The organism is Hyphomicrobium sp. CS1GBMeth3 (assembly GCF_900117455.1).
In the GTDB taxonomy this organism is placed as follows: domain Bacteria; phylum Pseudomonadota; class Alphaproteobacteria; order Rhizobiales; family Hyphomicrobiaceae; genus Hyphomicrobium_C.
In genome coordinates this window covers 449,566-462,002 of sequence record NZ_FPHO01000002.1, presented here as the reverse complement: position 1 = coordinate 462,002, position 12,437 = coordinate 449,566, and the positions used below count along the sequence as shown (strand labels likewise).

The window sequence follows — 12,437 nt, the reverse complement described above, 5'->3', positions numbered from 1 at the left end:
GGGGGGCGGAAACATATGTCGATGGAACTACCGAGCCTAGACCAGTGGCACCACGAGGTACCGCGATCGAATAAGAAGCTTGTGCTTTGGGGCGGCGGCATTCTCGCCGTCCTCAGCATGGGTTTTGGCGCCTGGGCACTCTACGCTCCGCTCGAGGGCGCTGTCGTCGCCTCGGGATCGTTCGTCGCCACCGGACAGAACAAGCACGTGCAGCATCTCGAAGGCGGCATCGTCGAGGAGGTGCTGGTCCGCGAGGGCGAACTTGTCCAAAAGGGACAAGTGCTTCTGCGTCTCGACGAAACGGCTGCCCGCACGCGCTTAACGCGCCTGTCGGTCCGCCACTCGCGGCTGCTTGCGATCCGCGCCCGCCTCGAAGCCGAGATCGACGACTCGCCCGAGATCAACTTTCCCGACGAGCTCAAACACGCCAGCGCCAACAGAGAGCTGGCTGACGTGATGTCGCGTCAGAAGGTGGAGCTTCAGGCCCGGCGCACGAAGCTCAGTGCCGAGCAGGACGTGCTGCAGAAAGAGATCGGCGGCCTGCGCGAGGGCATCCGTGGCTACGAAGCACAAGTGCAATCCGCCGAGAGCCGCCTGAAGCTCTTCAAGGAAGAGTTGCGCGACAAGGCCGAACTCCTCGCGCGCCAGCTCGCACGCAAGACGGACATGCTCGCGATCCAGCGCGCCGAGGCAGCACTCGTCGGCGAGCTTGGAGAGCTTTCCGGCCGCATCGCCGACGCCCACGAGCGCATCGCCCGCGCCCAGCAGCAGATGGTATCGCTGCACTCGGCGGCCGTGCAGAAGGCCGTGGAAGAGTTGCGCCAGACCGAAACCGAGCTCGACGATATCTCCGAGCAGCTGCGCGCCGCGGAAGATGTCGTCAACCGCATCGAGGTGCGTTCGCCCGTCGAAGGCGCCGTGGTCAAGCTGAACTTCAACACATCCGGAGGCGTCATCGCGCCCGGCGCCGTGATCCTCGAGCTCCTGCCGATGAACGAGGACCTCCTGATCGAGGCGCACATCAGCCCGCGCGAGATCGCCCACGTTCACAACGGCCAGGATGCCATGGTGCGCCTCTCCGCGCTCAATCAGCGCATCACGCCCATGCTGCCCGGCCAGGTCATCTACCTCTCTCCAGACTCGATCACAGAGAACGAGGGCGCCAGCGCAAGGGCCTCGACGTCGCGGAGCGGGCCGTCGTTTGTCGTACGCGTCAAGCTCGACACCGCATCCTCCGCCAGCATGTTGCCCGGCTTCAAGCCGACTCCGGGCATGCCGGCCGACCTGTTCATCAAGACCGAGGAACGCACCTTCTTCGACTACATCATGCGTCCGGTATTCGACAGCTTCGCGCGCGCGTTCCGGGAGACGTAGGAAGGAACTGCACCGCACAACAGAGCCTGGATCGGGTAGGCGAAAATGTTGCAATCATTCTTTTTAGAAGTCACCAAAGCGGAGCCGCGGCTCCAGAAATGCGACGAGGGCGTCGCATTCCTGAAGGCGGCACTGTCCCTCTATGGGCTGTCGTCAGTGTCATACGTTGCTATCAACATCCCGAAGAAGGGAAACCAGTTCCTTCACTGCGCCTACTCGAACAGCGCCATCCGCCAGAAGACGACGCTGGCCCCGCTCAGCGTTGATGGATTGCGCGATCTTGGCCTTCTCCAAACGAGCCCCGTGGACTGGACCGCGAGCGAGCGCCTCAAGATCGAGCTTAAGCTGAGAACCCCCGACGGCAGCCAGGAGGTAGACGAGCGCCGCGCGGCGTCGTTCGCGCTCTCGACATTGCGTGGCGAAACCGCCGTGTTCGCGGCCGCGATACCGGAAGCATCCGCCAACGGCGATTTTCTCACTAGCTCGGTGATGACGGAGCTGCGCATTCTCGGCAAGTACTTCCACAGCCACATCCTGCGCCTCAACGGGCATGATACCTTCGACTCGCTCCTGATCTCGGCGCGCGAGCTGGATTGCCTGAAGTGGACCGCCGCCGGCAAGACGGCTTGGGAAGCAAGCCGCATTCTCGGCATCAGCGAGCGAACAGTGATCTTCCACCTCAACGCCGCGCGCAAGAAGCTCAACTGCGCAACCACCACCCAGGCGGTCGCCAAGGCTGTCGCAACGCAGCTCATTTCCCTGTGATCGAAGCGAGCTCAACCCGCTTGATCGCACGCGGTCTACATCCATTTCACGATCTGCGGCGGGTTGTAGAAGATACGGGCGGTCGCAGGCGGCGCAGTCATGTGGTTTCCCGTCTCTTCGTCATCCCGCAGCGTCTGGGAAGCGTGTGATGCTGGCTGCGTTTCGCTCGCAAAAGATTCCTGGTCCCGATCCTCTCCGCGCGCGTCTACAGGCGATCGAGCAGGCCCCTCCCGCAGAGACACCTCAACCTCAAGCCAGCTCGCGATCTTCTCGCGCTCCCGTGCCACCCGCTGCCAAAGCTTATCGAAGCCCTTCGAGCGCAGTCTTTCACCGGCCGAGATCAACGTGGCCGACGGAATAGGGGCATGATGCTGAAGAAACTGCATGAGCACCCTGCGGGCCGTCCCAGCATCGAGCGACTGAATGATCATTTCCGAGCAGACACCGGGCGCAAAAAAGTTAGGCGCCGCGACGGGAGTCCCCGGAAGCAATGCGCCGATGCGCGCCACGAGCAGCTTGAGCCGCCCCGCATAGCCACGGGCGCGCTCCGCCAGCTCCGATCCTTGATCGAGCTTATAGGACAGCCGTTGGATGATCTCGGCGGCGCTTGCCTCGCGCGCGAGGTGCCAGCGCACGATATCTATCAGCTCGCGCTCGATCAGCGCCTTGGCGTCGTCCGCCTCCGCACGGCCCGCACCCGCGCCCGTCGCAGAACGGCTGGATGGGGGGACCTGATCGAACACGGGCGCCTCGCTAGGTTGGGCAGTGGTTCGCTGACAGAGCAAAGCCTAGTCCATGAACAGCAACCCCAACTACTGTCGGAAACGACAGGCCAGCCGTCTCAACTAACGCACGGAAATTGGCTTGGTTCATCCGTTCGCGGTTTGTTAAGGAAGCCCGGCGCAATCTGCGAAAAGAACTCGAATCGCGTCCTATATCGGGTCAACACCGCGCACTCCGGAGCCGGAAATGGATAATCCTGATGGCACGGCCGAGAAATCCTCGGCCACGAACGTCGCTCCATCGGACGCGCCCGCAGCGAGCGCGGACGTCACCGCGACGGCCGAGGCATTCCATCTCGATCTCGAGGCAGGCCCCATCCTGGCCGACATCCTCTCCGCAGGCCCCGCCGCCGAGAGTGGCTTCGAGGATCTCCACGCAGCTCTTGCCTCACTTCCAAACGAGGGCCTTGGGCATGCGGATATCGCCCTCGAGCACCTGACCCACGCCGTCGACCTGTTCGACGTCCCGACCGATAGCGGCACCGACGGCGGCTGACGCGCGTCACCGACGGCATTGATCGCGGTCAATTCCGCCCATCGCCAGCAGCGCATACTCGCGGCCAAACGAATCCCGAGAGAGCGCGACCGGCCGCAAGCATGGCTATACCCCTCCGATGCACTCGCTGCCCCGTGCAGGCGACATCCTTGTGTGGCGCCATAGGCGACGAAGCGGCGTGCGCCCTCGCTGGCATCTCCCACCGCTTGCGGATCCCGGCAGGACGGAGCCTCTACGGTGCAGCGCGCCAATCCCAGTCCCTTGCCTTGATCATCTCCGGTGTCGTCAAGCTGGTCATCACCAAGCCTGACGGGCGTCAGCAGATCGTGGGGCTGCAATTCCCCTCCGATTTCGTCGGACGACCCTTCTCCGAGAACCCGAACATGTCGGCGGAGGCAGCAACCAACCTCGAGCTCTGCAGCTTCTCGGGGCGTGCCTTCGACACCCTGATGCGCGAGCATCCGAGCGTCGAGCGCGCCCTTTTGAAACGCATCGCCGGAGACCTGGATACGGCGCGGGAGTGGGCCTTCCTGCTCGGGCGCACGACGGCGCTCGAGAGAGTCGCGGCCCTGCTCCGCATGATCACGGAGCGCCTCGCACCGCCCTCGTCGTCGGGCCAGAGCCCGACACCTCGTACCGGCATGCTGCTACCGCTGTCACGTCAAGAGATGGCCGAGTGCCTGGGCTTGCGGCTCGAGACTGTGTGCCGCCAGATTACCCGCCTCAAGGCCCGCGGCATCATTGCCACCTCGGGGCGGCGCCATTTCGAGGTGCTGGACATGCCGCGGCTCAGAGCCTGCACGGACGCCGCGAATTCATTGATCGCGGAACCCGCCTAGCTAACCAACTTCGCGACCGATCGAACCAGAACCGCGCTTCCGCGTTCAGATCGCATCGGTCCGAGAGACCTCTCACAACCCTCCGCAACGACGACGGACGAGAGGATCACCATGAAAACACCGCTGCCGCCCATCCCGTTGACCATCGTTTTTGACCTCGACGGCACTCTGGTCGATACCGTAGCCGACATTTGCGCCGCCTTCGACCGCGCCCTTGAGCATTACGGCATCGGCACTTTGAGCCCGGACGAGGGCGCGATGATGATGGGCGAAGGCTTGAGCGGCTTCTTCTGGCGCGCAATCGTCGCCAAACGGCTCGATCTGCCCGCGGGAGAGGCAGGCGAGGCGTTGAACCGGTTCATCAACACCTATGCGCAGACACCGGTGCGACTCTCACGCCTCTACTCCGGCATCCCCGAGCTTCTGGATGACGTCAAGCGGAGCGGCGCGCGCATGGCCGTGTGCACCAACAAGGTCGAGCGGATTTCGCTCCAGATCCTCGACCAGCTCGGCATCCTCGATATGTTCGACGCCGTGGTCGGCTTTCGCGATGATCGCGCCAAGAAGCCGGATCCGCGCCCGCTGCGCGAAGCGATCGCGCTCGCGGGCGGCACACCGGAGCGCACGCTGATGATCGGTGATACGGGCGCCGACACCGGCGCGGCCGTGGCGGCCGGCCTCCCGGTGATCCTCGTCACGTACGGCTACAGCTCATTCTCCGTGCGCGCCGTGAGCGCGACCTGCCATGTCGAGACCGCCTACGAGTTGCACGAGCAGATCATGCGCTTCATCGCCAGCGACGGCCGTGCCTGGCTGCGCGCTCCGCTGCATCACGGATAGGAAGCCTACGCCTCAACGCGCCAGACGACCGGCGGCGAGCCGTCGATAGGCGAGCCCCATCGCAACAATCGCCACTGCACCAACGAACACAGGCGCGGCGAGAAACGACCAGCCGACCCCCGTCAACGCCACCACGATCGGATTCGCCCCTGCCGGCGGATGCACCGTATCCGATACCATCATGGCCGCGATCGCGAGCCCCACGCCCAAGGCCATGGCAAGTGGACCCGGCCCGAGCAGAGACACGGCGACGAGCCCCATGACCGCCGCCACGACATGTCCACCGATCACGTTGCGCGGGCGAGCGAACGGGCTTTGAGGTGCACCGAACACGAGTACGCTGCTCGCGCCAAACGGCGCGATCAGCAGCGGCAGGATATCCGCCGCGTTAAGGCTCGCCAGAAGCGCAATGGTCAGGAATCCACCAAATCCGGCAAGCCCAGCCGCCAACCATGGCGCACTTTTGACGCGATCGAGCGCACCCCTGAGCGCGGTGCGGCGGAGCACCGTAGACTCGATGTTGGACATAGCGGAATCCCCCCCTGAAACATGGAAACACCGGCGGGCTCCGGGCGGGCCCGCCGGTGTTCGCATTCAGCGTTTGAACTTCGCGGCTTCCTCCGAGCCGCCGGTCGCATTGCCGGCACTGTAGGAATGCGCACCCACGCCCGCGAGCTTGCCGCCTTGTACGATCAGGTACTCGTCGCGGATCGGTTTACCGGCGAAATAGCACTCGAGGATCTCACGCACGCCCGCCGCATAGCGCGTCTGCGCCGAGAGCGACGTGCCCGAGATATGTGGCGTCATGCCATGATGAGGCATCGATCGCCACGGATGGTCCTGCGGCGGAGGCTGCGGGAACCACACGTCGCCCGCGTAGCCCGCGAGCTGTCCGCTTTCGAGCGCGCGCACGATGGCATCGCGATCGCACAGCTTGCCGCGCGCCGTGTTGACGAGATAGGTGCCGCGCTTGAACAGCTTGAGCGTCTTGTCGTTGATCATGTGCTCCGTCTCCGGGTGGAGCGGACAGTTGAGCGTCACGACATCGCAAACCGGATACATGCTCTCGGGCTTCTCGTGGAACGTGAGGTTGAGCTCCTTCTCGACCTCCGCCGGCAGCCGGTGCCGATCCGTGTAGTGGAGGTGCACGTCGAACGGCTTCAGGAGTCGCAGCACGCGCAGCCCGATGCGGCCTGCCGCCACCGTGCCGACGTGCATGCCCTCGATATCGTAGGAGCGCGCCACGCAGTCGGCGATGTTCCAGCCGCCCTTGATCACCCAATTGTAGGAGGGGATGTAGTTCCGCACGAGCGAGAGCATCTGCATGACCACGTGCTCGGCGACGCTGTTCGAGTTGCAGTAGGTCACCTCCGCGACCGTGATGCCGCGATCGATGGCGGCCTGCAGGTCCGTGTGATCGGAGCCGATGCCCGCCGTCACGATCATCTTGAGCTTTGGCGCCTTGGCGATGCGCTCCGCCGTCATGTAGGCCGGCCAGAACGGCTGCGAGATCACGATCTCAGCGTCGGACAGCTCCTGGTCGAGCTTCGAGTTGGCGCCGTCCTTATCGGACGTGACAACCAGCGTGTGCCCGGCCTTTTCAAGAAACTTCCGCAGCCCGAGTTCGCCCGAGACGCTGCCAAGCAGCTCACCCGGTCTGAAATCGATGGCCGAGGGCGTAGGCGCCGTCTGCCCGTCGGGATACTTGGTGATCTTCGGAATGTCGTCGCGGGCGTAGGACTTCGGATAGCCGTCGACGGGGTCGTCATAGAGAACACATACGATCTTTGCCATCATTCATCTCCTTCAGGTTCGCCTCCTGGGATCGGACATGAGGCAGCGCATCGGCCGGCGAAGGCCGGACTTCGAAAGAGCTCGAATGAGGGCTGCGGCGATCTTTTGCGCCGCATTAAACTCCTCGCGCTTCCTCGCCTCAGCGACTGGAACTCCTTGCAGGCCCCTTACGTTCGCCAAGGCCCGCGAAATCTGGGTTTTCAGGGCGAGTGGGTCAAATTAATGCGCTGGAACACTCGATTGACGGTATCGATCAGGCCGCCGCCAGCGCCTTGTTGTCGAGGGTGACCTCGAGATTGATGCGCATCGCCAGCTTCATTAATGCGCGCGCCAGCGGCGGCAACGGATCGCGATCGGAAGCCACGAGCCCGATGGTCTGGCTGTGCACAGGATCGACGAGATCGATCAGCACCAGATCCTCGCAGCCCGCGAAAATGTAGGCGAACGTGTGCGGCACGATGCTCGACCAGGCGCCGCTGCCCACATGCGAGCAGACGGCGAGATACGAGTTCGTAGTGACGGTCGGTGAAAGGTCGAACCCCAAGGAGCCGGCCAGATTGTTGAGCACCCGCCGGTTCTGCATGCTTTCATTGAGCAGACAAAGGTTTGCTCCCGTGGCCTCGGCCCACGTAATGCTCGACGCATTTGCCCAGGGGCCGTCCCGACTGGTCACGAACAGATAGCGCTCGCGGTAGAGCGCCGCTTTGCGCACGCGCGAAAGCGGCTCGTTCTCGAGATAGGTGAGCCCCGCGTCGAGCTCGAAGCGGTCCAGCCCGCGCTGTATCTCGGCAGACGTCATCGACTGAACATCAACCGAAACCTGCGGAAATTTATTGGAGAACGGCGCGATGAGCCTGCCCACGGCCGGCATTGCCGCCGGGATGACCCCGAGGCGCAGCGTGCCGCGTAGCCCGCCCCGGAACACCTCGACGTCCTGCTTCAGGCTTTCGTAGTCGGCGAGGATCTGCCCTGCCCACTCGACGACCCGCTCACCCTCGGGCGTTAGCCCCATGAAGCGCGGCTCACGGATGACGAGCCGCATGTCCAGCTCCCGCTCCAGCGCCTTGAGACCGGACGAGAGCGTTGGCTGCGTGACGTTACATACGTCGGCCGCCCGCCCAAAGTGCTTCTCGCGGGCAAGCGCGACGAGATAGGTCATCTGACGAATGAACATGGAGCAGGCTCCGCTTGGGGGCACGACGGCGGCACAGTGCCATATCTTGACTTATTACATCAAGATTATGACGAGGATGTCAGTGCTGCGCAAAACGCGCAAGATGTTGCCGCGCCGAGTTCCCTCGCCCTTTTTCCACCCCACCTACCGGCGTAAAAATCCCACTGCTTGCGTCCATATGGACCGCCACATGAAGCCTGTAACAGCCCTGATGCTTGCGCTCCTGGCGCTGATCTTGATCACCGTCGGCGTCGCCGCGCCCACGCGCGCGACGATCCAGGAAGAGGACTGCATTGATCCCGCCGTCGAGTATCCTATCCCCTGCGATGAGGACGACGACGATTGAGCCCTTAAAAACTGATCGATCGGGCCAACCATTGATCAAGCCCGGCACACGCAGCCTGCCCGCTCTCTCCATCGGCCTTGTTATCAATCAAGGCGTACCGATCTCCCGGCGCTAAGTCCATCGCAACACAAACGGATGGAGAGCAGCTATGGCGCAGAAGATGAAAGCGGCGATCTTCGTAGAGAAGGGACGAATCGTCCTCGACGAGAAACCGGTCCCTGATATCGGACCGAACGACGCGCTGATCCGCGTGACAACCACGACGATCTGCGGCACCGACGTTCACATCCGCAAAGGCGAGTATCCGGTGGCCAAGGGCCTGACCATCGGCCACGAGCCGGTCGGCATCATCGAGAAGCTCGGCTCCGCCGTGACGGGCTATGAGGAAGGCCAGCGCGTCATCGTGGGCGCCATCACGCCTTCCGGTTGGAGCAACGCCTGCCTCTGCGGCTGCGGCTCGCAAGACGGCGCCGGCACCAAACACGGCTGGAAGCCGCTCGGCGGCTGGAAGTTCGGAAACACGATTGACGGCTGCCAGGCCGAGTACTTTCGCGTACCGGATGCGATGGCAAACCTTGCGCCGATCCCGGAGCACGTCACCGACGAGCAGGTGCTGATGTGCCCTGACATCATGTCGACGGGCTTCTCCGGCGCCGAGACGGGTGGCGTGAAGATCGGCGATGCGGTGGCGGTGTTCGCGCAAGGCCCGATCGGGCTCTGCGCCACGGCAGGCGCCAAGCTCATGGGTGCGACGATGATCATCGCCGTCGAATCCGTCCCGGCACGGATCGAGATGGCCAAGCGCCTAGGCGCCACCCACGTCGTCGATTTCAAGGCCGAGGACCCAATCGAGGCGATCTTGCGATTGACCGACGGACGCGGCGTCGATGTCGCCATCGAGGCCCTCGGCACACAGCGCACATTCGAATCCGCGCTCCGCGTCCTGCGTCCCGGTGGCGTGCTGTCGAGTCTCGGTGTCTATTCGACCGATCTCACCATTCCTCTCGATGCCTTCGGTGCCGGCCTCACCGACACCTCGATCCGCACCACGCTCTGCCCCGGCGGCAAGGAGCGGATGCGGCGCATGATGGAGGTCGTCGCCTCCGGCCGCGTCGATCTCAGCGGCCTCGTCACCCATCGCTTCAAGCTGGACCGGATAGAAGAGGCATACGACCTGTTCGCCAACCAGCGCGATGGGGTGCTGAAGGTCGCCATTACGCCCTGAGAGCAGCGTTCTGACGGTGGGTCAGCCATCACCCACCGTCAGCGAACGTGCTCGGCGACACGCGCATTGAGCGCCCGGTCGAAGCGGGCTGAAAGGGCGAGCCAGAGGCCCGCGACCGGAATTGAGATCAGCGCCACACTGACAAACGAGAACCCCGCAGACTTCGTGAGGCCATTGAGCAGAGCTCCGGACAGAGCGTCTCCGCCACGGTACACAACGGTGTCGACGAAGTTCTGCGCCTTGTAGCGCTCGTCCACATCGACCGCCGTGTAGAGAACCTTGAGCGCCGGGTTCGAGAGCGCGAACGCGGCGACACGCTCGGCGACCATGATCCCGGCCACGATATAGAGGTCCGGCAATGCAGCGTAGAGGGCCAGGCCAGCGATGGTGACGGCGGGCAGCACGGCGGCCGCGGCACTGACGCCAAACCGCTCCATGATGCGTCCGGTCAGGAAGACCTGCACGAGCACCGTAAGCACGCTCGTGATCAGATCGCGTTCGGCGAAGAATTGCACCCGCTCACCGGCATCGGCGATCGTCTCGCCCGCGAGCCGCGATTGCTCGAGATAAAAGAACGTCGACAGCAGGTTCGCGATCAGCACGTAGATTGCGATCCGCAAGAGATAGCTGTCGCGCACCACGCGCTCCGCACCCGAGAGGAGCGTGCGCAGCGTCGGCGGCGCCTCGATCGCGTTGTCATGCGCGGCGCCATCCACCGCGACGCGCCTCAGCCAGACCGACAGCACGGCCGCAAGTGCAAACACCAGCGCCGCGACGAGCAGCAGATTGTCCTGACCGACAACCGGCACCAGCCCGTTCGCCGCCAGCGGCCCGAGCACGGCCCCGGTGGTGCCGCCGGCTGCAATGAACCCGTAGAGTCGCTTAGCCTGCGCGCTGTCGTAGAGATCCGACATCAGGATCCAGAACAATGACACCACGAACAGGTTGAACACGCTGCCGAAGACGAAGAACGCCCCACCTAGCCCACCCGCATCGCCGCTGCCGAGCGCCAGCCAAAGAAGATCATGAGCGCGACAAAAAACGCATAGAGAGCCGGAAGCACCGCCGCGCGGGGCACCCGCGCCACGATCCACCCAAACACCGGAACCGCCGCGGCCATGATGGCGAACACCAGGATGAACCAGAGCTGGCGCTGATCGGCGGTGGCCTCCGCGCTGATATTCTCGCGCACGGGCCGGATCAGATAGTAGCCACCAAGCACGAGCGCGAAGGTGACGAACGAGCCGACCGCCGCCGCAATCTCTGCGCGCTCGATCTCGACCGCACGCCGGAGCATCCGATACGCGAGCGACCCCGGCTCCGCCCGCGCGTCCGCCTGACCCATCGGCTCCCCCTCTTCACCGCGCCCGGCGCAGCCCTCAGTCCCCGTCCGGCTTGTCCTTTTTCAGCGTCGAGCCGGCTTCCTTGAATTTGAGCAGGTGGGCATCGTCCGCCGAGCCCTTGGTTTCCGCGACCACACCGAACTCCAGCGGCTCATCCTGCGCGTAGCGCTTGCCGAGCCGATAGGCGATCTCGGCCCGCGCCGTCTCGACGCCGAGGTAGAACGCATGCCCCGCGTCCGCCCGCGTATCGAGATGCGGGAACAGCTCGAACGGATCGTCCGACACATGGTGCCCGTTCTTGTTGTAGATATGGATGCCGTCCTCGGCGACCTCGATCCTGTAGTTCGCGTCGCGGATCTGCGGCGCAAGCGTTCGGATCTCCTCCGGCGTCGTCGCGAAGCCCCTGCGATCGCGCAGCGCCATCAGCCCGCCGCCAAACCCCTGCGGCAGCGAGCCAGCCTTTTTCGCCGCGTAGAACTCGCGCCGCGCGCGATCAAACTCCCGGATCGCGGTCCGGCAATGCGGGCTCACCTGCACGGCGAGCACCGCCGTGATGTCGAGCTCCGAGCAAAGCCCCATCAAGAGCGCGTTGATACCCGTGGTATCGGCGTCGGTAAGCTCCGTGACATTGCCGATGCCCATCAGGATCGGGACGTCCGGCCGCCGGTTGCGCAGATCGACGTAGCGCGCGATCGAGGCCGCGAAGCCGTAGTGGATCGGATCGAGAATGGGATCCGCGTAGTAGGGCCTCCCCTTCGCGATCATGATGTCGATCACGCAGTCGAGCGACGCCATGTCGTGAGATCCAGCAGACACGAGGATCGGTACCGCTGGCCCTTCATCAACAATATCGATATTTTTTTCCGAGAGGCTGAGCAGGAAGTCGGCACCCGCCCTCGTCGCCCGCGACAGCTCTTCCGAGTTGAAGCTGTCCACGCTAACCCGCACCCCATCCGCGTGCAGCGCCGCAATGGCCTCCTCGAGATGCGGAAACGGACTGTCCGGCAGGCAGCCGAGGTCGATGACGTCGGCACCGTCCGCCCGCAGGATACGCGACCGCGTGACGATCTCCTCCGGCGTCATCAAGGTTGCATCGACGATCTCGGCGAAGATCGTCATGTTGTACTGGGAAAGGTCGGTCTTCTCGCGGGCGTGGCCGAGATATTCGGGCAGATCCGCCACCTCGTCGGGCCCGCGCTCGAAGCGCGTGCCGAAAAAGTCCGACAGTCGCTCAAGATCGCCGCGGAATCGCCCCGGCATGACGACACGATCCGCCCCCTCGGGCAGCGTCAGCCGCCGCTCGACGATATCCGTCGTCATCAGCGCCGCCACCTTGACGCCAACGTTGGCAACCACCGGCTCGAGCTTGTCGCTCGCCACCTGCTCGGCGACCCGCTTCACGCGCGGCTCCGCCAGCGAACCCGTTACCAGCACCACGCGCTCGGCCATGCGTGCCCCA

14 protein-coding genes are annotated in these 12,437 nt (G+C 64.2%); 7 read left to right on the top strand and 7 right to left on the bottom strand.

The genetic code is table 11. From position 1 onward, the window contains the following. Positions 1–21 precede the first annotated feature (21 nt). Positions 22–1,374, top strand: a complete 1,353-nt coding sequence (locus CS1GBM3_RS02210; RefSeq protein ID WP_139247738.1) for an HlyD family type I secretion periplasmic adaptor subunit — start codon at positions 22–24, stop codon at positions 1,372–1,374. Between the two features lie 45 nt (positions 1,375–1,419). After that, positions 1,420–2,139: a helix-turn-helix transcriptional regulator gene (locus CS1GBM3_RS20205; RefSeq protein WP_072390794.1), complete on the top strand. Its 720-nt coding sequence runs from the start codon at positions 1,420–1,422 to the stop codon at positions 2,137–2,139. A 35-nt stretch (positions 2,140–2,174) separates the two neighbouring features. Here CS1GBM3_RS20205 and CS1GBM3_RS02200 read toward each other — a convergent pair whose 3' ends face one another. Next, the gene (locus CS1GBM3_RS02200) at positions 2,175–2,882 is read right to left on the bottom strand and encodes a hypothetical protein (protein WP_072390791.1); all 708 of its coding nucleotides are present in this window, start codon (positions 2,880–2,882) and stop codon (positions 2,175–2,177) included. Between the two features lie 226 nt (positions 2,883–3,108). On the opposite strand from CS1GBM3_RS02200, the gene CS1GBM3_RS02195 reads away from it, so the two are divergent. The 3 genes from CS1GBM3_RS02195 to CS1GBM3_RS02185 all read left to right on the top strand — a co-directional run bounded on the left by CS1GBM3_RS02195 (position 3,109) and on the right by CS1GBM3_RS02185 (position 5,096). Continuing rightward, entirely contained in the window at positions 3,109–3,417 is a 309-nt protein-coding gene (locus tag CS1GBM3_RS02195) for a hypothetical protein (RefSeq protein ID WP_072390788.1), read from the top strand. Positions 3,418–3,566: 149 nt separating this feature from the next. After that, positions 3,567–4,256: a Crp/Fnr family transcriptional regulator gene (locus CS1GBM3_RS02190; RefSeq protein WP_171946412.1), complete on the top strand. Its 690-nt coding sequence runs from the start codon at positions 3,567–3,569 to the stop codon at positions 4,254–4,256. 111 nt (positions 4,257–4,367) lie between these two features. Then, positions 4,368–5,096, top strand: coding sequence for an HAD family hydrolase (locus CS1GBM3_RS02185; protein WP_072390783.1), 729 nt, complete (start codon positions 4,368–4,370; stop codon positions 5,094–5,096). 12 nt (positions 5,097–5,108) lie between these two features. Here CS1GBM3_RS02185 and CS1GBM3_RS02180 read toward each other — a convergent pair whose 3' ends face one another. The 3 genes from CS1GBM3_RS02180 to CS1GBM3_RS02170 form a co-directional block, all read right to left on the bottom strand. After that, positions 5,109–5,624, bottom strand: a complete 516-nt coding sequence (locus CS1GBM3_RS02180; protein ID WP_072390780.1) for an HPP family protein — start codon at positions 5,622–5,624, stop codon at positions 5,109–5,111. A 66-nt stretch (positions 5,625–5,690) separates the two neighbouring features. Next, positions 5,691–6,890, bottom strand: a complete 1,200-nt coding sequence (locus CS1GBM3_RS02175; RefSeq protein WP_072393497.1) for an NAD-dependent formate dehydrogenase — start codon at positions 6,888–6,890, stop codon at positions 5,691–5,693. Positions 6,891–7,143: 253 nt separating this feature from the next. Continuing rightward, complete coding sequence (locus CS1GBM3_RS02170) at positions 7,144–8,064, bottom strand: LysR family transcriptional regulator (RefSeq protein ID WP_072390776.1); 921 nt, start codon at positions 8,062–8,064, stop codon at positions 7,144–7,146. A gap of 190 nt (positions 8,065–8,254) precedes the next feature. Here CS1GBM3_RS02170 and CS1GBM3_RS19705 point away from each other — a divergent pair, with 190 nt between their 5' ends. Next, complete coding sequence (locus CS1GBM3_RS19705) at positions 8,255–8,410, top strand: hypothetical protein (protein ID WP_171946411.1); 156 nt, start codon at positions 8,255–8,257, stop codon at positions 8,408–8,410. 148 nt (positions 8,411–8,558) lie between these two features. After that, a complete protein-coding gene (locus CS1GBM3_RS02160; protein WP_072390771.1) occupies positions 8,559–9,635 on the top strand; it encodes an NAD(P)-dependent alcohol dehydrogenase in 1,077 nt (358 codons plus the stop codon). Between the two features lie 38 nt (positions 9,636–9,673). Here the strand turns inward: CS1GBM3_RS02160 and CS1GBM3_RS02155 are convergent, their stop codons facing one another. From CS1GBM3_RS02155 to CS1GBM3_RS02150, 3 genes are read right to left on the bottom strand one after another with little or no spacing between them, the layout of a single operon-like run. Continuing rightward, positions 9,674–10,588: an NTP/NDP exchange transporter gene (locus tag CS1GBM3_RS02155; RefSeq protein ID WP_083566966.1), complete on the bottom strand. Its 915-nt coding sequence runs from the start codon at positions 10,586–10,588 to the stop codon at positions 9,674–9,676. 26 nt (positions 10,589–10,614) lie between these two features. After that, positions 10,615–10,980 (bottom strand): hypothetical protein, encoded by a 366-nt coding sequence (locus CS1GBM3_RS19210; protein WP_083566964.1) that lies wholly within the window; start codon positions 10,978–10,980, stop codon positions 10,615–10,617. A 34-nt stretch (positions 10,981–11,014) separates the two neighbouring features. After that, a complete protein-coding gene (locus CS1GBM3_RS02150; protein WP_072390768.1) occupies positions 11,015–12,427 on the bottom strand; it encodes a DUF6513 domain-containing protein in 1,413 nt (470 codons plus the stop codon). Positions 12,428–12,437 lie beyond the last annotated feature (10 nt).

Coding starts and splice junctions, on each gene's coding strand:
- CS1GBM3_RS19210 (WP_083566964.1), bottom strand. CDS start 10,980: ATGGGTCAGGCGGACGCGCGGGCGGAGCCGGGGTCGCTCGCGTATCGG.
- CS1GBM3_RS02150 (WP_072390768.1), bottom strand. CDS start 12,427: ATGGCCGAGCGCGTGGTGCTGGTAACGGGTTCGCTGGCGGAGCCGCGC.
- CS1GBM3_RS02180 (WP_072390780.1), bottom strand. CDS start 5,624: ATGTCCAACATCGAGTCTACGGTGCTCCGCCGCACCGCGCTCAGGGGT.
- CS1GBM3_RS02195 (WP_072390788.1), top strand. CDS start 3,109: ATGGATAATCCTGATGGCACGGCCGAGAAATCCTCGGCCACGAACGTC.
- CS1GBM3_RS02185 (WP_072390783.1), top strand. CDS start 4,368: ATGAAAACACCGCTGCCGCCCATCCCGTTGACCATCGTTTTTGACCTC.
- CS1GBM3_RS02210 (WP_139247738.1), top strand. CDS start 22: ATGGAACTACCGAGCCTAGACCAGTGGCACCACGAGGTACCGCGATCG.
- CS1GBM3_RS19705 (WP_171946411.1), top strand. CDS start 8,255: ATGAAGCCTGTAACAGCCCTGATGCTTGCGCTCCTGGCGCTGATCTTG.
- CS1GBM3_RS02175 (WP_072393497.1), bottom strand. CDS start 6,890: ATGGCAAAGATCGTATGTGTTCTCTATGACGACCCCGTCGACGGCTAT.
- CS1GBM3_RS02160 (WP_072390771.1), top strand. CDS start 8,559: ATGGCGCAGAAGATGAAAGCGGCGATCTTCGTAGAGAAGGGACGAATC.
- CS1GBM3_RS20205 (WP_072390794.1), top strand. CDS start 1,420: ATGTTGCAATCATTCTTTTTAGAAGTCACCAAAGCGGAGCCGCGGCTC.
- CS1GBM3_RS02170 (WP_072390776.1), bottom strand. CDS start 8,064: ATGTTCATTCGTCAGATGACCTATCTCGTCGCGCTTGCCCGCGAGAAG.